Source organism: uncultured Thiodictyon sp., assembly GCF_903828115.1.
Taxonomy (GTDB): Bacteria; Pseudomonadota; Gammaproteobacteria; order Chromatiales; family Chromatiaceae; genus Thiodictyon.
In genome coordinates this window covers 1-18,872 of sequence record NZ_CAIKKU010000131.1, presented here as the reverse complement: position 1 = coordinate 18,872, position 18,872 = coordinate 1, and the positions used below count along the sequence as shown (strand labels likewise).

Genomic DNA, 18,872 nt, shown 5'->3' with positions numbered 1-18,872 from the left:
TGCATCGCTTCTCCGATTACGATTACGATTACGACAACGACAACGACAACGACAACGACAACGACAACGACAACGACAGACCACGACAACGATTGTGTTTAACTCGTTCTTGACTCGTTACTAAGAACTTTCACGCCAAGCTCGCCAACTCGGAGGCCACTGCAATGGGCATGTTCGATTCACTCTACATCGAGATCGACGGCAAGGACACGCAGGTGCAGACCAAGCGCTTCGATTGCTGCCTGAGCAGCTATCGCGTCGGCGACTGTATCGACGGTGCCAGCCCCGGCGTGCGGGCCTATTTCGATGAGCTGGATATCGACCAGGCCGGACGGCTGGTCTATGGCCGCGCCGATGACGCCGCGCGCTCCCTGACCCTGTTTGTCGTCGTGGTTCAAGGCGTCTTCGCCGAATACTGCCTGGACGAAGGACGGCTGGAACCCCAGGCCATCGAGGAGCGGATTCGCCAACTGCGCGAGCGCTGGGCGGACTCTACGCGCGTCATCGACTTCCTGGTCGGCGTCGTCATGAACAAGCAGCAGACCATCGCGTCGCTCAAAGGCCGCATCGCCCACGCCGCTTCAGCCATCGCCAGCGCCCGCCGCCGGCGCGCCGGGGAGGACCTTAAGGAACGCTTCGGCCTGCCCCGCGAGGTCGACGAACGCCTGACCCGGGGCGATGACCCACTGGACGTGGTCGAGTGGGCCTTGGGCGAGGCCGGGTCGCGGTGGGGTTTCTGCTCCGGCCGGGGCGCTACTGCCGATCCGCTGGAGGATTATCGGCTCTAAGCCAGGCCCGCCGGTTAGCGCCTTCGGCCTTGATCTCAAGCGCCGGCTGGCATATCTTGGTTCTAAGGCCGGGGACGAAATTCGGCTTCATGCCGTGTGGTTTGTGCATTCTTCCGACTAGCCCTATATCCCCCGCCTCTTATTCTCCAAAGCTGCCAGAGTGAGCGGCTTGTGTTTCGTGTAGCGTGAGCAGCCTTCGTCGCCGACGATCACGCGCTCTTTGCGATTGAAGAGCACGGGGTCTCCGGCCTCGTCCACGAAATAGTAGACGAGTGATTCGGTGCCTGGCGGAGGGGTTTTCATTGACCTTCTGCGTCACGGTCCTGGCGCAGATAGATACGAAGCGCTTCGCGCTCAATATCGAAGGTATCCAGCAGGGCTTTGATCTGGTCACGCAGGTGATTGGCAGAGAGGTTGACCTCAGCATAGACGCCGGACGGGAGCGCCATGGCTGAGCGCAGGGTTGTCGGGTCGCGCGTAAAGGACGAATTGCCGCGGCGGGTGGTGAAGGTCGGATTATCAGGCAGCCGCGCGAAGCGGTCCGCGTCGTGGCCTGCCAAGTGCAGGCAGATCAGTTCGTATAGCCGCCGCCAGGTATTGATCTCGGCTTGTGCCTCGTCCCCGATGTGAAATCCGTAGGGCCGCTTGAAGGTGAAGTCCTCTGTCAGCCCATGGGCTTGGCGTTGATCCAGGTCGCGGATGATCCTCTCGGTTGTGTGGCGTGTCTGGTTTGCCGGGGCGGCTGATTCATCGAGCTTTACCGCGGTAAATTTCTGTACCAGGGTCGACAACTCGCCCGCCAACTGGTCAAAGGCGGCCATCTTCGCGTTGTATGTCTTCTTGAAGGTGACGCCCTCGTCCAATGCCTGGCTGTCGTTATGGTCGATGCTGAGCCAGATGTCGTCCGACAAGGCCAACAGGTCTTCGCGGACCTGCTCCAGTTGCTCTAGGATGCTCCGAATTCTGTTTGTCATCAGATTCTTGCTCTGTGCAAATTCGAGGTTTCGGTCTGTTGCGGTGGGGTCTCGGGCCCGCCTACAGCCTGGTAATCGCGGACTTGCCCCCGGGCGCAGCGGTAGTGCCTGAGAGATTGCCCCACTCGGTCAGCAAAGATGCCAGCCCGCTTTCTGGTGCGGCATACGGGATGACCAACTCGCTGGCGAGTGCCAGGACCAGCCGGTTACGTGCCAGCGCGGTCTCGCGCGTGGTGCGATGAATGCCGTCGGGATACGCCGTCACTACCAGTAGGGTCCCGTTCGTCAGGGGCGCGCGCTCCTGCTCCGGCGGATGGTACTCCTCCATGCCGCGCGCCAGTATTTTGACGACGCAGCCGTTGCGACGCAGCACCGAGCGCAGCACCTGTTGCTTCAACGGGGAGTGGAAGCCGCTCAGGATCACCCGTCCGTCGCGAACCCACGGGGGAACCAGTTCCAAGGTATCGAGCAGGATGCGACCGGGACAGTCGCGAGAAGCCAGCAGGCCAAGCAAGGGCTCAGCGAGCAACGCAGGATTGCCGACGGCATGGAGGGTGGCGAGTGTCGGTTCCGGCAAGGTCCGGCTTGCCCGCTCCGGCAGGGGGAGTGGGATCGGCCTCAGCGCCCCCGCCCGCCGGGTCATAGCGCCCGCCGGATAATAAAAACGGCCTCATCATATTGTTTCATAAGTTTTTTTATTGCTTTTCCTGCCCATTGTCCAGCGGCAGGGATAATGAAGCATCCGCAGTCAGAACACAGGTTGCTTGAGTTTCGACTCGAAGCGCTCGAAGCTCGGCGAACGACGGAGCTTTTGCAGGTTCGTCTCTCCCACTCTCAAAAGCTTAATCGCGTCTGTGCGGTCTTCGTAGCGGCGCCCTCGTGCCTCTTTGAAGCACTCGATCATCACAGACTTGGGGTTCTTTACCTCATCTGGCTTCTTCACCTTCTTGGCTTTATACGGACGCGTAGCAGTGGACAGATAGGCTGACATCTTGGTTTCATCCGCCAGGAGCCAGCTTTCAAGTTCCTGCTCAACGCAGACCAGAAAAACACGGTGGGATGCGACCTGGGCGCTGGCAATGGCCTCGAGCAGTGCCGCACGTTCCTCCCGGCGGCAGGGCTTCTTGTCCATGTCCGGCCAGGCAGGACGCAGATCCCAGACGACCAACACCCGCTCGCAGCCCTCAGCGAGCAGCAATGCCGCTACCCTACCGGCTTCCTTGAGCAGGTCGTCCTTGTTGCTCAACGTGCGGGAGACGGGCGTAATCTCCGGGCGGATCTTCCTTGCCAGATACTCGCATACCTGCAGATCGGCGCCCTGCGGCCCGCACTCGAAAACGAAACCGACTTTCACGCCTGACTCCGCGACAAGTTGCCCATGGTGTAGAGTTTGCCGGGGGAAAACTTATCCGCCCACGCGGCAAGCGTGACATCATCGGCCGGGCGACGAAACCGCGGAGCGCCATCCCCGTCCCGCTCTACCAATACCAGATGTTCAAGCGTCAACAGGTCGAGCAGATACGGCGAATGGGTGGTCAAGATCACCTGGGTCACGCCATCCAACACCGCATTGCGGATTTCATCCACGACCAGATGCATGCTGCGCGGGTCCAGGCCGTTCTCGATCTCCTCGATCAGGATCAGCGGCGGCGGCTTGGGGTGGCGGAGCAAGGCCAGCAGGGCGAGCAGGCGCAAGGTACCGGCGGATAGCATCCAGCCCGGCACCTTGAAGTCGGACTCGGTGAGTTGCAGCCAGGTCTTGCGCTCGATCTCGGAGGATGTCAGTGACGGCGCGATATCCTTGGCGTAGGGCAGAACATAGGCCATGGTCTCGACGATGCCGTCGAAGGCATTCTGGTCCTGGCGCCGCAGGTCCAAGAGAAAATCGGCGATATTGGACCCATCGCCGGCCAGGGACACGCCACCGCCGGTACGCTGCTGTGGAACTGGAAGCCCCATCCGCTCGGGGCTCAGCGTCAGGAATTGCCAGCGAAGCACCGTCTCCGCGAGGTCCCTGAGCTCCGCCGACGGCCGATTCAGGAGCGACTGCCCCTTCCCTACGCCCGCACCAGTGGAATCGCGCTGAAGCAGGGTTCCGTCCGGGAGACGGATAGCCTCATCGCAGATAAAGATCTCATTGAACGCCGGATCGTTGTCGATGGACATGGTCACCCGCGACGCCTTGCGCGGCGATGTCCCGATGGTCAGCGTGAAGCCGATCGGGCTGACCTTCCTGCCCTGGCGCCCCTTCGTCTCCTGACCCTTGTGGCGGGCGTGCTCGATTCCGAACCAACGCTGCATCGCCGCGTCCAGTCCGTCGCGTACGATGGCCTGGTAGGTCTCAAGGGCCTCGATCAGACTCGACTTACCGGCACCGTTATAGCCGATAAAGACGCTGAGCGGCCCGAGTTTGACCACCCCGCTATCGACGATCGCCTTGAAATTCCGGACTCGGACGCTGTGCAGACGCACCACTGCTGTCATTGGATCAGACCTCTTGCGACATCCCGATAGGCGTTGAGGGCCGCGATCTTGACCGGCTCGGCCACCAGGGGAAAGACGGACAGGATATGGCCGAATTCCACCTCGGTGAGACCATAAAGGTGCGCGACGAGTCCGTCCAACTCCGCGCGCAAGCGGGCACGCTCCACGGGGTCGGGAACGCCGCCGCGGTGCGACCTCAGGCCAACCGCCTGTGCCAGGTCATCAAAGGCGGCGGATACGCAGGTGAGCTGACCGGCACGGGTGGCGATGGGTTGCAGGGCCTCTGCATCCTCGGCGAGGCGCGGCAGTGGAATCTGATAGACGTAAAACTGATTCAGATGGGATGTCACCTTCTGCCGCAGCATCCAGTCGACCACAAAGGAATCGAGACACGCGGTCAGATACAGCATCTCCTGGGCCCCGAGCGTGGGTAATTGCCGCCAGACCTGGCCCGTCACTTCAAAGCGCCACGGCATGGACAGGTTCAGCGTATTGCCGGCGAAGACCTCCCGCGGCAATACCGCCGCGATCATGGTTCGCTCATTCGTACTGGCGGCGATATCACGAAAGGCAAGGCGATAGCACTCATGATCGAGGCGCAGGTCGGCGGGATCGAACAAGGTGCCCGCCTGTTCAGTCGAAAGCCCGGCCGATTGTTTGAGTTCATTGGTGAGTCGTTTGGCGGCCAGGGCGCGCAACTGGCTTCGACCCGCATCGACCGGTATCCAATAGCGCGGCGTCTCATAGGCGGTCTCAAATTGCCAAATCATCTTGCCTTCAAACAGCGGCCAACGGCCTTGCGCCGGCGCCGTCTCGAACAGGGCCTTGTCGTCGGTCATATGAAACTCCCGTCCGAGCAGGAGATTCCAGGCGCCGGGGATCGCTTCGCCGAGCAGCGGGTGACGATAGAGCTTGTCGACGATGGCAACGTCTTGCGGCGAGCGCAGCTCCGCGATGGATAGCGAGTCCGGCGAGAGCCGGCGCACCAGGTCCAATGAGACCGGGATGCCGATCTCCGCCGGAAAATAGGCCAGATCGGCAACATCCAGCCGCATGAAGGCAGCAGGAAAGGACGCCGTTTCACCGCCCTTCTCGAACGTCAGCACAACAAACTTGAAGCTGCGATGCACCCCTTCAAAAACCTCCTTACGATTCTCAAATCCGACCAGACCGGTGACTGTGTTCTCGTCGAACAGCATCTGCCGCAGCCCCTTGGTTCCCAGGTCCGTGTAGATGCCGGACGGGATGACGATGCCGCACTCACCGCCACGCCGCAGCAGGTTGACACACTGCTCCAGGAACAGCTTATAGAGATTCAGATCGGTGACGATCTTCTTGCCCTGCGCCTGCGCGCTCTGATGGGCATATTGGCGGGCGGTGCGGAACCAGGCATTGACGTGGGGAAAACGTGACAGATAGTCCAGCCAGGCAGCGCGGACCTCTCGATCCCTCAGCAGCCTGGCTTTTTCCTTGTCAAATTCCTCGATGGTCATCTTGTTCTTGCTGACCAGCTCTGAGTGCTCCTGGAAGAACTCCTTGCCGTTGGGCTTGAAGATCTCCCAGGGCGGGTTGGTGATGATGGCGTCGAAGCCGCCCCGCTGATTCAGAATCTCGTCGAACTCAAAGCCCCAGTGAAAGGGCTGCAGGATCTGGATATCGGCGACCTGCAAGTTGCGCTTCTTCGGCTTCGCGTCCTTGCCCTTGGCCAGGTCCCAGGCCGCCGCCTCGAAGCGGATGCCGGCCTGGTGCCAATCATGCAGCAACAACTCGTTGAGGGTGACCTGGGCCTCGGCCTTCTGCGTCTCGATTTGGGTCTTGAGGCTCGACAGGTCTACCGACCCACCCGCCCATGAGGCAGTATGGCGGTAGGTGTCCACCAGCCGGTTCTTTTCTGCCAGGACCTCGGGGTAGGTCTTGCGAAAGAGATCGATCTGCCCGCCGAACTCGCCCTTGCCGGTATCGAATCGCTCGGCATCGACCTTGATCAGGCCGATGAGCGAATTGCCGGCGAGGATATTGAAGTCGATATTGGGCAGGGGCTCCAGTTGCTCCACGGTCTGCGCCGAGGCCACCAGGGCGAGGAACAGGCGCAGTTTCGCGATCTCGGTTGCCTCCTCCATGATGTCCACGCCGAACAGGTTGTCGGTGATGATCCGGCGCTTGATGAAATAGGACAGGCTCTTGTGCTCGGTCTCCCAGTGCGCCACCTGTGCGGCGAGGCCCTTGTCATTGAGGAACTTGATCCGACCGATCACTGCCGAGTAGATATTGATCAAGGTCTTCATGGCGGCGACCAGGAAGGCGCCGGACCCGCACGCGGGGTCGAGCAGCTTGAGGTCGGGCAACACCCGCAGCAGTTCGCGGCACAGTGGCGCATCCAGATTGAGCAGCAGGTCGGCGAGGCTATGAAACCTACGGGCCGCCTTCTCCTTGACGCCCGATGCCGCAAGCAGTTCGAGCGGGGTCAGAAACAGGTTGATCCGCGCGAGAATGATCCGGTGGATGGTACGTTCGCACAGGTATTCCGTGATTTCCGGCCGGGTGTAATAGGCACCGAAGGCCTTCTGATTGATGTATTTCTCGAAAATATAGCCCAGTACGTCAGGGTTGATCTCGTTGTCCAAGCCCCCGGGGGTGTCGTTCAGGTTCCACGAGTAGCCGGCGAACAGACCAAAGAGGTTCTCGAACGCGGCGTCGGGGACGCGGATGGCCGGTCCGTAGTCCTGTTCCAGCCGATGGGGTATGAACAGGCCGCCGTTGAGAAAACGGACATCCCCGATCAGGACGCGGGCGGCGGCGCTACGGGCTTCTTCGGGTTTGGCGAAACCCTCGAAGAACAGGGCCTGCAGGAACTCGGTGTAGAAGCGGTCCTTGCCGCGTCGCCGGCTCTCCGCCAACTTGTCGGTGAGATAGTCGAGGTTGCCGTGGTCGAGGAAGTGTTTACGCTGGAGGAACCAGACGAACATCAGCCGGTTCATCAACACGGAGGCATACCAACGGCAGTCCCGCTCCGCGGGGATACCCTTGATCAAGTCGACGAAGTTCAGGCGCAGGGCGTCGTAGTCCCTGAAGAACTGCTTGGTGACGCGCTCGACATCCAGGGCGGATTGCATCCGCCTGACGAGTTGGGCCAACGGAAAATGGCCGCCTTCATCCAACTCATTGATGTCGACAACGATGCCGGAGATCTTGGAAATGAACAGATCGCCGGGCTGGCCCTTGACGTAGAGGTGCTCGCGGGGGAAGCGCTTGCTGCCCTCCCGCTTGACCCAGAGCCAGAGGCTTTGGGTGGTATCGATACGGTGGTCCACGAAGATGATCAGGTTCTCGTGGGCCTGTTGGGACAATGCCTTGTGGACCTCCAGACGAGCCTCCCGCGCCGGCAGTCCGTCCACCAGGAACGCAACGACACCGGACAGTTCGGCGATCGGGATAGCCTGCCAGGTCTGCTCCTGGCTCTTGATCGGAGTCGGCTTGGCGCCCCGGACCTGCGACCAGCCGAGTTCCTCGGTAAACAGGCGCTTGAAGTCAAAGGACTGAAGCCGATCGCGGATACGCTCGATGTGTAGTTTGTCCATACTCATACCAGGCCCATACTACAGATCAGGCGTGGTTCTCGCACCTCGTCCTGGTCAGCGATAACGCAGAGTCGGCCGTCTTCGCGCAGGCGCAGTACCAAGTCCGCCAGGCTATGGTCGTCGATACCGGCCTTGAGTTGGCGATTGAGCGTATCCGCGGCGCCCGCCATGAGTGGGTTGCGATAGACCTCCTCCAGGACCCGATCGACCTGGCGGACGTGCTCGTCGGTGATGAAGAGGTCGCGCGTGTCACCCAGGGCGGCGCGATAGCGTTTGAGCCGCTCGTAGGTCTTGAACCGGGCCCCGGACGGGCGGCCCAGGGCACCTCCGAACGACTGTTCCTCCTTGACGATGTGCGCGAGCCCCCGTTGCGTGAGTGCATGGTGCTGCTCCTGGCGCGGCAGGGCCGGGGTGTCCGCGGCACAGGCGGCGGCCTTGAGGATGGTGAGTTGGGATTGTGTGACCGCGCGGCCCTCCTCGTCCATCCAGGCGAGCGCGTCATTGCCCTGAGGGGTGCGGGTGTAAACGAGCACACCGGGCGGGGCGCCGGGGGCGGACGGGTGGGCCTTGGTGGCGTAGACCACGTCCGGCAGGCCCTCGATCTGTGCGGTGAGACCCGGGTCCGCGTCCGTGGCGTTCTTCCAGATCTGATAGGCGTAGGAGGCAAGGTCGACCTCGGTGTCCGCGTCATCGTCCAGGATGCCGCTGCGCTCCGTGTAGAGGTCCCGGACCACTTGGTCATTGCCGTCGTCCTCAAAGAACTGCTCGTCGGAGCCGACCACCTCCGCGTTCTGGATGAGCCGTTGGCGCACCCGCTGACGCAGGCCGATGAGGCGCTCTACCCCGTCGGCGGGGACAAAGGAGTAGCACAGGAGCCGATCCGCGCGCTGACCGATGCGGTCCACCCGGCCGGCCCGCTGAATGAGGCGGATGATGGCCCAGGGGAGGTCATAATTGACGACAATGGCGCAGTCCTGAAGGTTCTGACCCTCGGAGAGTACGTCCGTGGCGATCAAGACCCGCAACATCTCCGCGGCCGGGATGTTACCGCGCTTGTCATTGGAATCCGGCGAGAAGCGCCACGCCAACTCGGTCGGGTCCGCGGATTGGCCGGTAACGGGGGCGATGGCCAGTACTCCTCGGGATTGAAGCTGCTCGGCGAGGTAGCGGGCAGTATCCGCAAACTGGGTGAAGACCAGCAGCTTCTCTTTACCATGGTCCTCGGTGACGAGCCTGTGCAACTGCGCCAGCTTGGTGTCCTGGGCCGGGTCCCAAGCGCCGCAGACCCCCAGGACACCGATCAGGGCGCGCGCGTCGGCGCGCAGGTCGGCGGCCAGGCTGCGCTTGAACAGGGTGCTGGGCAGCCAGCGGAACCGCCGATTGAAGGGGCCGCTGTATGCCGCATAGGCCTTACCCGCACGGGCGCGGAAGTCGGTCTCCGTGCGCAGGTCGGCGCTGATCTCCGGGTTGTCGCTCAGATCGGCGGCGCTGCCGTCGGCAGCCTCGTCGTTCGCGTCGTCCGCCGCCAGGCTGTCATCGACGTCCTCGTCGCAGTAGCGGGTGTCCAGCAATTCCGCGCCCTGGGTACCGATGGGTATCGGCAGCCCCTGCTCGATGGCGTGGAGCACGATGAAGTTGCGCAGGATGTGACGCTCGATGGAGAGCAGAAAGGCTGGCCCGGCACTCTCCAGACGCTTGAAGAGATTCGTACGACAAAAGCCCATGAGGCGGGTCCCGGCCCGGGAGAGGCCGGCAATGATCCGCTCCTCGTGGGCGCCGACTGGTTGTTTGGGCTTTGGAGTCAGATAGTTGCCGAGACCATAGCGGGGCAGGAGGAGGGCATTGACCGCATCGACCACCGTGCTGGAGTAGAAGCGGGCGTAGGGGTCCCGCGGGTCGCTGGCGTCGATGCGGAAGGCAAGATTCTTGGGGATGCGCTTGGGGAAATAAGACTTGCTGCCGTCCGGGAACTGTAGATAGCGGCCGATGTCGTCGCTGCTTGCATAGTTCTGCATGATGAATCCGCGCGTGCGGCGCACCATGTATAGTCGCATCAGGTCACGCCAGTCGTCGGGGTCATTGCTCTTCTCAAAGGCGGCAAGCGAGCGGACCGGGCATTGATGGCGGCGGATGAACTCGTGCTCGCCCCCCAACTCGGCGACGAGGCGTTCCGGGCGGATACCCAAGTCCGTGTCCTCCTTCAGGAACAGGCCAAGCTGGGCGGACAGGTCGCGATAGGTCTTGTTGTAGGGGGTGGCGGAGAGCAGGATACAGCGGCTGTCATTACGGTCGATGTAGTCGCGGATGGCCCGCCAGCGCCGGCCCTCCTTATTGCGCAGGTTGTGTGATTCATCAATGAGCACCACCCGATAGCGCCGGGTCTTCTCGGGAAGCTCGATCAGGACCCGGGAGATCGACAGGACCTTGGCGTGAAGGCGGTAGCGGTGGCAATAAGCCTCCCACATCGACACCAGGTTCTTGGGGCAGAGGATCAGGGTCTCGGTGGCGTAGTCATCCTCGAAGATCCGGGCCAGCGCGGTCGCCATCAAGGACTTTCCGAGTCCCACCACGTCCCCGATCAGCACGCCGCCGCGTTTGTTCAGATGGTGCGCGGCGATCTTGACCGCTGCTACCTGGAAGTCGAAGAGGGCATCGCCGAAGATGGCCGGAATGCGGAATTCCAAGAGCCCGGTACGCGCCTCCTGGGCCAGGTGATAGGCCATCTTCAGATAAACGTGGTAGGGCGGAACCAGCCGGTCCGCGGCCCAGCTCTCATCAATGATGGCCGCGAGTTCCTTGGAGATGTCGATGCACCAACGCTCCCGCCAGCGATCCTCGAACCAGGCGGCGAGTTTGGCGCAGGCGTCGTGCTCCAGCACATCGACGTTCAACTCCCCTTGCTGTGCCAGGCCGGCCATGGTGAGGTTGCTGCTGCCGACGAAGCCGGTCATGGGGTTGTTGGCGTCGCGCCGGTGGACGAGATAGAGCTTGGCGTGCAGTGACCGCGGCAGGTATACCTTGACGACGAGTTGGCCGGCACGCAGTTGTTGCGCAAGCTGCCGGAGCGCGGCCTCATCCGGATTGGTGGGTACCCCAAGGGCGAGTTGCCGTCGGAAGTCTTCCGCCAGGCGGCGTTTTTCGCGCAACGCGGTCTGGTTGTCGAGCGAATCGTCCTGGTCCTGGATGCGCAGGGCGTGCCGCAGTTCCTCGGACGGCGCGAGCTGCATCCCAACCAAGAGCCGGCAACAATGACCTTCGCCGCCGGTCCAGCGACCGACCGCGTCCGCCAGGTGACGCCAGCCGCGGAGGTTGAAGTAGCCGACACAGAAATCGGCCCGGTCACCGACCGTCAGGGTTTCTTGCAGGGCCGGCAGGAGCGCTTGGTCGATGTTGTCGAAGATTCTGGGCATGGAGGCATCCTTTGTTCGCGGCGGGAGTCCAGGTTGCGGACGCGGCGCACATCGGTTCGCACGGCGAGCCCCTGGGGTCCGCCACCGAGCCCGGGTCCGCTGCGCGGATCAAGGATCTCGTGGCGCGCGCGGCGGCCGTGACCATGGGCGAGGCCGGATGTCCGGACCCTTACGCCAGGCGGATTGTATGCGCGGGTGATGGTCGGGTTGCAACCAGAATCGGTCGCGGGGGCCGCCATCGAGCCGACCTTGGCGGCCCCGATGGCTCTGCCGCTCGCGATGCGGTGCCGTGGTGACTTCGACGCCTGATTCCGTGCGCGCATCCCGTCGCGGCGGCAGGCCCCTTCCACGGCGTCGCTGCACGACATTACCGGGCAGTCCCGACCGTCGGGTTCGGACTTGGCCCTGAGCGCCGGTCGCGGCTTGCGCCGGGTCGGCTTCCGGCGACAAGGCCGAAGCCCGCGCCGTCGCTGGTGGACTGCGCTGCGCTTGTCCACCCTACGATGCTTCGTCGGTGAAATATGGTCGCTACGATTCGTCATAAAGTCAGCTTGGCGACTTGGTCATCTATCATCGCCTGAGTTGGTGCGGTCGCTGCACTGATCGCCCATTCCCCAAGAGCGATCAGGGCGGCGCGGCTCGGGTATTTCATGAGCTTCAAATCCGTAGCGTTGACCTGAGTATGTCCATTGAATCGCCGGAAATTCTCATCGACGGCGCTCGTGCTCAGGAACACGGCCAAACCGAGCGCAAGGGCTTCCGGCAGGCCCTGTCTGCGCTCGTGAAAGACGTTCAAGTGGTTCTCGAAGCCCAGCATTTCCACGCCCTCGAATGCGCCCGGACGAACTACCCCGGCAATAATCCGGCGCCGCTCCTCCTTGGCCGAGAAGCGGCGGACCACACAATAGCAGCCAGTGGGATAAAGCCATTTCTCGGTCTCGGCGTTACGTTGGATCGCGTTCGGCTTTTTCAGTCCCGGCTTGGGCCATTCGGTGCTCAGGCCCCTGAAGTGGGCGGGGTAGAGCAGCGGGACGGTACCCGGCCCCGGCAGGTCCCGCAGGTGCGCCTTCAGCCGGAAATCGACCACCGGCCCGGTCGATACGCCGACACCGATCTCGGCGAGCGAACAGGCAACGGCGGCCGACCGCTCGATGGCGTTGGGTTCAAGCGTCCTCGGCACCTGAATGAAGCGTTCGGAATCACCCGGCAAGACGATGCGTTCAAAGGGGTGCCTGTGTGATGCAAGGTCGCTGAAGCTGTCATCGGTCGATGCCGACACGGTGACCTCGCCCTGCGGGGCGCCGCGTTCGAGCACCATGATGATATTCTCCTGCAGCACCGCGTCGTCCTTGAAGGCAGTGGTGCGCGAATCGAACAGGTGCAGGTGACGGAGTGCGGCCCGCTCCAGCATGAAGTCGCGGAACGGCCGGTAATAGGGGCCGTTGCAGAAGCTGCGCGGAATGATGGCGACGACCTGGCCGCCCGGGGCCATCAGGGCGACCGTCAGGGCGACAAAGGCCGAATAAAGATTTACCGTCTCGATGCCGACCTGCCGCAGCAGCAGGCGGTAGCGGGACGCGCTGCCGATCTTCTTGTACGGTGGATTGAGAATGGCATGGGTAAACGGGGTCTGCCCGAACTGGACGCGATTGACTGCCTGCTCGATGAAGTCGCCGCCGAGGATTTCGCAGGTCAGCTTGGCGTGAGCCGTATGGCGCGACAGCGAGCGGGCCAGTTCCGCGTGAAGCAGGCTGTCCAGCTCGAAGGCGGTCACGTCAATGGCGGGAAAATGCAGGTCGCCCGGGTGGCACCGGTCAAGGAAGGCACTCGTCAGGGAGCCGATGCCGGCGCCTGGATCGAGTAATCGACACCGATCAGCGGCCGTCGGGCGGAATAGCCCGGCCATGAAGCGGGCCGTGCGGGCCGGCGTGAGAAATTGTCCGAAGAGTGATTTCTTTTGGGCGCCGGTGTTTCGCGATACCCTGAGCCTTGTCTGTTCCAGTGCGGATAACAATGATGGACCTGCTGGTTTGTCTTGAACCAAAATAGAGCGATGATCGGTGCGGTGGACCTGTGGCCTGGCGCCGAGTTCGGTCCGCACAGCGGACCCTACGGGCCTGGCTCCGAACTCGGTCCGCACAGCGGACCCTACGGATCTCGCGGTGGGCGAGGGCGTCGGCAACGATGGAGACCGGATGCCCGCACCCCAGTATCCGGCAGATTGTATGCGCGGGTAACGGCCGGGTCGCAACCATAATCGGTTGCGGGGGGCGCCATCGAGGCGCTCGCCGGCCCCGGCGCCTCTGCCGCGGCGAACGCCGACGCCGCGTTCTCGCGCGGCCCGTCGCGGCTGAAGCCGCTCCCACAGCGTCGCTGCGCGACTTGCTTGGGGAGTCCGGATCCGCGCTCGGCCGCGGCGATAGCCGATAGCCGATAGCCCCGCGGTTTGGGGTATCATCGCGGGTTGCTGGTGACCATCGGCACCCCGGGGGCCGCGCGTGGACGGCCTCGTCGGCGTGCCAAGCATTGAATTCTTTGAGGCTTCTCCTGAGGAACTCCCCTTGCTCGAGTTGATGCGCGCGGGCGGTTGGCTGATGTGGCCGATCGTTGCCTGTTCCGTGGTCGCCACCGCCTTGGTGATCGAGCGCGCCCTGACCCTGCGGCGTGCGCGCATCATGCCGGAGGACCTGGTGACCCGGATCTGGCAACTGCATCGCCAGGGGAAGCTCAGCGCGGACCGGATCGAGGAGATCCGGGAGGGCTCGCCCCTGGGCCGGATGCTGGCGGCGGGGCTCGTGAACCGCGCTCACTCGCGTGAGGTGATGAAGGAGGCACTCGGTGATGCCGGCCGCCATGTGGTGGCGGACCTGGAGCGCTACCTCAACGCCCTGGGTACCATCGCCGCAGTCACGCCCCTGCTCGGTCTGCTCGGCACCGTCGTGGGGATGATCAAGATGTTCACGGTCATCACGAGCGCGGGGGTCGGCAACCCCGCGCTGCTGGCGGGCGGCATCGCGACCGCCCTGCTGACCACGGCGGCGGGGCTCTTCGTCGCCATCCCGACGCTCCTGTGTCATCGCTTTTTCGAGGGCAAGGTGGATCGGCTGGCGATCGAGATGGAGGCGCAGGCCCTGCGGCTGGTAGAGGTGATGAAGGGCGAGCGCGAAGACGCCGGGGAGTCCTGATGAATCTGCGCCCCAACCGCCGCAAGCCGCCGGAAATGGTCCTGATACCCCTGCTGGACGTGCTGCTGGTGCTGCTCATCTTCTTCATGGTCTCGACCACCTTCAAGGAGAAAGACGCCTCGCGGCTGCACCTCCAGTTGCCCGAGGCACAGGGGGAGGAGGAGCGCGCCGATCAGGACCCGGAGCGGCTGCGGATTACCATCGATCAGGGGGGGAATTTCTATGTGGACGACCGGGCGGTGGTGGACCAACAGACCCAGACCCTGGTGCGGGCCATCACCGGCGCCCTGGGTGAGCGCAAGGGCTTGGCGGTGTTGATCCAGGCCGATGCCCTGAGCCCCCACCAGGCGGTGATGACCGCGCTCGACGCGGCGGCGCAGTTGGGTCTGTTGAAGATCGCCTTCAGTGCCGCCCGGGCGGCCCCGGCGGCCGACCGATGAGTACCGGCGACGAGGTCCCGTTCCAGGTGCAGGCCCGGCAGGTCTACGGGCGGCTGCTCGGCTATGCCCGGCCCTACTGGAAGATGTTCGGCTTCTCGATCTTCGGGATGCTGATCTACGCGGCGACCGAGCCGCTCTTCGCCGCGATGATGAAGCCCCTGATCGACGGCAGCTTCGTGCACAAGGACGAGTCAATAGTGCGGGCCATGCCGGTGTTCCTGGTGGTGATCTTCCTGGTGCGCGGGGTCGCCGGCTTCATCAACGACTATTGCCTGAGTTGGATCGGGCGGCGCGTGGTGGCGGACCTGCGCCAGGCCATGTTCGAGCACCTGCTGCGGGTGCCCACCCGCTATTACGACACCCACGGTTCCGGCCACATCCTGGCCAAACTGACCTACAACGTGGAGAACGTGGCGAGCGCTGCCACCTCCGCCGTCACCACCCTGGTGCGCGACGGCGCCACCGTCATCGGCCTCATGGGCTACATGCTCTATATCAACGCGAGCCTGTCGGTGATCTTTCTGGTGATCGGCCCGGTGATGGCCGGTGCGGTCAAATTTGCCACCAAGCGCTTCCGGCGCTACAGCCGGCGCATCCAGGACCGGGTGGGCGAACTCACCCATGTAGCCCAGGAGGCGATCGACGGTCATCGGGTGGTCAAGGCCTTCGGCGGTCAGGCGCAGGAGTCGCGTCACTTCGGCTTCATCAACGAGAAGACCCGCTCGCTGCAGATGAAGATGATCGCCACCGAGTCGGCGAGTGTCCCCCTGGTGCAGATGATCGCGGCGCTCGCCATTGCGGTGATCGTCTATCTCTCCACCCTCCAGGGCCTGCGCGAAGACATCACGGTCGGCACCTTCATGTCCTTCGTGGTCGCCATGGGCCTGTTGCTCCCGCCGGTGAAGCGGCTCACCGGGGTCAACTCCCACCTGCAGCGCGGCATCATCGCGGCGCAGAGCCTGTTCGAGCTGCTGGACTCGGACCCCGAGCCCGATACGGGCACCCGCACCCTGGGGCGCGCCCAGGGCCGCATCGAGTACCGGGGAGTCACCCACCAATATGCCGCGGACAAGACGCCCGCGATCATCGATCTGAACCTGGTTATCGAACCGGGCGAGAAGGTGGCCCTGGTGGGCCGCTCGGGCAGCGGCAAGACCACCATCGCGAGCCTGCTGCCGCGCTTCTACGATCCTACCGCCGGGGAGATCCGGATCGACGGGGTCCCGATCCTGGAGTTGCGGCTCAGTGACCTGCGCGCCCAGATCGCGCTCGTCAGCCAGGACGTGGTGCTCTTCAACGACAGCATTGCCGACAACATCGCCTATGGCCGGGCGCAGCCCCCGTCGCTCGTGGAGCTGACACGGGTGGCGCAGGCGGCACATGCGCTGGAGTTCATCGACGGGCTGCCCCAGGGCTTCGACACCCCCATCGGGGACCGCGGCGTACTGCTCTCCGGGGGCCAGCGCCAGCGCCTGGCCATTGCGCGGGCCATGCTCAAGGACGCCCCTATTCTGATCCTGGACGAGGCGACCTCGGCCCTGGACACCGAGTCCGAGCGCCACATCCAGGCGGCGTTGGAGCAGTTGATGGCGCACCGCACCACGCTCGTCATCGCCCACCGCCTGTCGACCATCGAGAACGCCGACCGGATCCTGGTGCTGCTGGAGGGTCGCATCGTCGAGCAGGGCCGCCACGCGGATCTCCTGGCCCTGGGCGGCTATTATGCGCGGCTGCATCGGCTTCAGTTTCATGATGGACCTGAGTCGGTCGCCGGCGACTCGACGGCCTAGCCCTGCAAGCTGCGTCTCGATTGGCCGCGAGCAAATGGACAGGATTAACAGGATTTCGCAGGATTAACAGGACGCGGTCGTTGTCGTTGTCGTTGTCGTAATCGAGGTTATCGTGACGCCCAGGATTCTCTCGCACCCCAAATTGCATCGCTTCTCCGATTACGATTATGACAACGACAACGACAACGACAACGACAACGACAACGACAGCGATTGTTGTTTGACTTGTTCTTGCGAATAAGAGCCGGGCATTGACGTGGACCCCACGCCTATCTGGTACCGTCGGCACCACCCCCTGTCGCTGGCCCTGGCGCCGCTGGGCTGGCTCTATTGCGCGGTGGCGCTGGTGCGCCGTCACGGGTACCGTCGCGGCTGGTTCGCGGTGCGGCGCCTGCCGGTGCCGGTGGTCGTGGTGGGCAACCTGACGGTGGGTGGGACCGGCAAGACCCCGCTGGTGCTGCGGCTCGCGGAGTTGGCGGTGGCGCGGGGCTGGCGGCCGGCGATCATCACCCGCGGGTACGGCGCCCGCTCGGGTCCATGGCCGCGGCTGGCCGCGGCGGCGGACGACCCCTTGCTGGTGGGGGATGAGCCGCTCCTGCTCGCCCGGCGCGGGGTCTGCCCGGTAGTGGTCGGGCCGGACCGGGCGGCGGACGGCGCCCTTGCCATCCGTCGCTACGGGTGTAATCTGTTGCTGTGCGACGACGGTCTCCAGCACTATCGACTCGCGCGCGACCTGGAGATCGCCGTGGTCGATGGCGAACGGGGCCTGGGCAACGGCCGCTGTCTGCCGGCCGGGCCCCTGCGGGAGCCGGGCGGACGGCTGGGGAGTGTCGACCTGGTGATCCACCACGGCGGGAGCGCCGCCGGGTACCGCTTCGGCTTAGTCCCCGGTGACGCGCAGGCGCTGCGCGACCCGGCGCGGCGCCGCCCCTTGAGCGGCTTTCGCGGGCAGCGGGTGACGGCGGTGGCCGGTATCGGCAATCCGGGGCGCTTCTTCGCCATGCTGCGTGCCGGCGGCCTGCTGGTGGATGAGCGGCCCTATCCGGACCACCACCCATTCAGCGCGGCCGAGGCGGCGCACTGGCCGCCCGGTCCCGTCTTGATGACCGAGAAGGACGCCGTGAAATGCACCGCCTTCGCGGGGCCCGACCACTGGGTGTGCCCGGTGGCGGCGGCGCCCGATCCGGCCTTCGTGACGGCGCTCTTCGCGCGGCTCGGGCCCGCGCCCGCGGCGCACGACGAAACCCAAAGTCCATCGTTCACGCAGCAGGAGATAGTCAGCCCTTGAACACCCGACCAACCCCTGCCGATCCGGCGCCGCCGCCATTGGACTTCAAGGTCGTGATCCCGGCCCGCTACGGCTCCACCCGGCTGCCCGGCAAGCCGCTCCTGCCCATTGCGGGCAAGCCCATGATCGCGCATGTAGTGGAGCGCGCGCTCGCGAGCGGGGCCGCCGAGGTCGTGGTGGCCACGGATGACCAGCGTATCGTCGCGGCCTGTGCCGCCTGCGGGGTCGAGGCGCAGTTGACCGGGGCGCACCATCACAGCGGTTCGGACCGCGTGGCCGAGGTCATCGCGCAGCGCGGCTGGGCCGCCGATACGGTGGTCGTCAACCTGCAGGGGGACGAGCCCTGTATGCCGCCCGCGCTGATCCGACAGGTGGCGCTCAACCTGTGCGGGCAGGACGGGGTGCAGATGGCCACCCTGGCCTATCCGATCGCCGACGCCGCGACCCTCTTCGACCCCCATGTGGTGAAGGTGGTGACCGATGCCGCCGGCTTCGCCCTGTACTTCTCCCGCGCCCCGCTGCCCTGGCACCGGGACGAGTTCATGGGTAAGCGCACCCATCTGCCCAGCTCCGTGACCTTCCTGCGTCACATCGGGCTCTATGCCTATCGGGCGGGCTTCCTCGAGCGTTACGTCGCCTGGGAGCCGTCCCCGCTCGAACTGGCCGAATCACTGGAGCAACTGCGGGTCCTGTGGCACGGCGAGCGCGTTCATGTCGGGGTTGCGGCGGAGGAACCCGGGCCCGGTGTGGACAATGCCCAGGACTTGGCGCGGGTGACGCGGCTGCTCGGCGGATGAAGATCAGGAAGTACGTTAGTACGAGGGACTCTGCTTCGTACTCACCAACGTACTCCCGTACTCCCGTACTCCCGTACTAAGTAACGAGTCAAGAACAAGTTAAATACAATCGTTGTCGTTGTCGTTGTCGTTGTCGTA

14 protein-coding genes are annotated in these 18,872 nt (G+C 64.1%); 7 read left to right on the top strand and 7 right to left on the bottom strand.

Annotated elements, in window-relative coordinates; genetic code table 11:
* Positions 1-164: 164 nt before the first annotated feature.
* The gene (locus tag QZY48_RS05070; protein WP_295428581.1) at positions 165-788 is read left to right on the top strand and encodes a hypothetical protein; all 624 of its coding nucleotides are present in this window, start codon (positions 165-167) and stop codon (positions 786-788) included.
* Between the two features lie 299 nt (positions 789-1,087).
* On the opposite strand, the gene QZY48_RS05065 is transcribed toward QZY48_RS05070, so the two are convergent.
* From QZY48_RS05065 to QZY48_RS05035, 7 genes are all read right to left on the bottom strand, one after another.
* The gene (locus tag QZY48_RS05065; protein WP_295428578.1) at positions 1,088-1,699 is read right to left on the bottom strand and encodes a hypothetical protein; all 612 of its coding nucleotides are present in this window, start codon (positions 1,697-1,699) and stop codon (positions 1,088-1,090) included.
* 124 nt (positions 1,700-1,823) lie between these two features.
* Positions 1,824-2,339, bottom strand: coding sequence for a DNA-processing protein DprA (locus QZY48_RS05060; protein ID WP_295428576.1), 516 nt, complete (start codon positions 2,337-2,339; stop codon positions 1,824-1,826).
* Between the two features lie 171 nt (positions 2,340-2,510).
* Positions 2,511-3,116, bottom strand: a complete 606-nt coding sequence (locus QZY48_RS05055; protein ID WP_295428575.1) for a DUF4276 family protein — start codon at positions 3,114-3,116, stop codon at positions 2,511-2,513.
* On the bottom strand, positions 3,113-4,246 hold the full coding sequence (locus QZY48_RS05050; RefSeq protein WP_295428572.1) for an AAA family ATPase: 1,134 nt from the start codon (positions 4,244-4,246) through the stop codon (positions 3,113-3,115). The genes QZY48_RS05055 and QZY48_RS05050 overlap by 4 nt, the downstream gene beginning before the upstream one ends.
* On the bottom strand, positions 4,243-7,824 hold the full coding sequence (locus tag QZY48_RS05045; RefSeq protein ID WP_295428569.1) for a DNA methyltransferase: 3,582 nt from the start codon (positions 7,822-7,824) through the stop codon (positions 4,243-4,245). Before QZY48_RS05045 ends, QZY48_RS05050 begins: the two co-directional genes overlap by 4 nt.
* 2 nt (positions 7,825-7,826) lie before the next feature.
* Complete coding sequence (locus QZY48_RS05040) at positions 7,827-11,234, bottom strand: helicase-related protein (RefSeq protein WP_295428567.1); 3,408 nt, start codon at positions 11,232-11,234, stop codon at positions 7,827-7,829.
* A 538-nt stretch (positions 11,235-11,772) separates the two neighbouring features.
* Complete coding sequence (locus tag QZY48_RS05035; protein ID WP_295428564.1) at positions 11,773-13,335, bottom strand: Eco57I restriction-modification methylase domain-containing protein; 1,563 nt, start codon at positions 13,333-13,335, stop codon at positions 11,773-11,775.
* 460 nt (positions 13,336-13,795) lie between these two features.
* Here QZY48_RS05035 and QZY48_RS05030 point away from each other — a divergent pair, with 460 nt between their 5' ends.
* The 6 genes from QZY48_RS05030 to kdsB all read left to right on the top strand — a co-directional run bounded on the left by QZY48_RS05030 (position 13,796) and on the right by kdsB (position 18,734).
* Positions 13,796-14,419 (top strand): MotA/TolQ/ExbB proton channel family protein, encoded by a 624-nt coding sequence (locus QZY48_RS05030; RefSeq protein ID WP_295428584.1) that lies wholly within the window; start codon positions 13,796-13,798, stop codon positions 14,417-14,419.
* On the top strand, positions 14,419-14,859 hold the full coding sequence (locus QZY48_RS05025) for a biopolymer transporter ExbD (protein ID WP_295428561.1): 441 nt from the start codon (positions 14,419-14,421) through the stop codon (positions 14,857-14,859). The genes QZY48_RS05030 and QZY48_RS05025 overlap by 1 nt, the downstream gene beginning before the upstream one ends.
* On the top strand, positions 14,856-16,649 hold the full coding sequence (gene msbA / locus QZY48_RS05020) for a lipid A export permease/ATP-binding protein MsbA (protein WP_295428559.1): 1,794 nt from the start codon (positions 14,856-14,858) through the stop codon (positions 16,647-16,649). The genes QZY48_RS05025 and msbA overlap by 4 nt, the downstream gene beginning before the upstream one ends.
* Positions 16,650-16,761: 112 nt before the next feature.
* Positions 16,762-16,890, top strand: a complete 129-nt coding sequence (locus tag QZY48_RS05015) for a hypothetical protein (protein WP_295428556.1) — start codon at positions 16,762-16,764, stop codon at positions 16,888-16,890.
* Positions 16,891-16,905: 15 nt separating this feature from the next.
* The gene (gene lpxK, locus QZY48_RS05010; RefSeq protein ID WP_295428553.1) at positions 16,906-17,937 is read left to right on the top strand and encodes a tetraacyldisaccharide 4'-kinase; all 1,032 of its coding nucleotides are present in this window, start codon (positions 16,906-16,908) and stop codon (positions 17,935-17,937) included.
* Positions 17,934-18,734 (top strand): 3-deoxy-manno-octulosonate cytidylyltransferase, encoded by an 801-nt coding sequence (gene kdsB, locus QZY48_RS05005; protein ID WP_295428550.1) that lies wholly within the window; start codon positions 17,934-17,936, stop codon positions 18,732-18,734. Before lpxK ends, kdsB begins: the two co-directional genes overlap by 4 nt.
* The last annotated feature ends 138 nt before the right edge of the window (positions 18,735-18,872 follow it).

What these genes read in the sequence shown, in the direction of transcription:
- QZY48_RS05040 (WP_295428567.1), bottom strand. Translation starts at nt 11,234, where the DNA reads ATGCCCAGAATCTTCGACAACATCGACCAAGCGCTCCTGCCGGCCCTG.
- QZY48_RS05025 (WP_295428561.1), top strand. Translation starts at nt 14,419, where the DNA reads ATGAATCTGCGCCCCAACCGCCGCAAGCCGCCGGAAATGGTCCTGATA.
- QZY48_RS05050 (WP_295428572.1), bottom strand. Translation starts at nt 4,246, where the DNA reads ATGACAGCAGTGGTGCGTCTGCACAGCGTCCGAGTCCGGAATTTCAAG.
- QZY48_RS05070 (WP_295428581.1), top strand. Translation starts at nt 165, where the DNA reads ATGGGCATGTTCGATTCACTCTACATCGAGATCGACGGCAAGGACACG.
- msbA (WP_295428559.1), top strand. Translation starts at nt 14,856, where the DNA reads ATGAGTACCGGCGACGAGGTCCCGTTCCAGGTGCAGGCCCGGCAGGTC.
- QZY48_RS05045 (WP_295428569.1), bottom strand. Translation starts at nt 7,824, where the DNA reads ATGGACAAACTACACATCGAGCGTATCCGCGATCGGCTTCAGTCCTTT.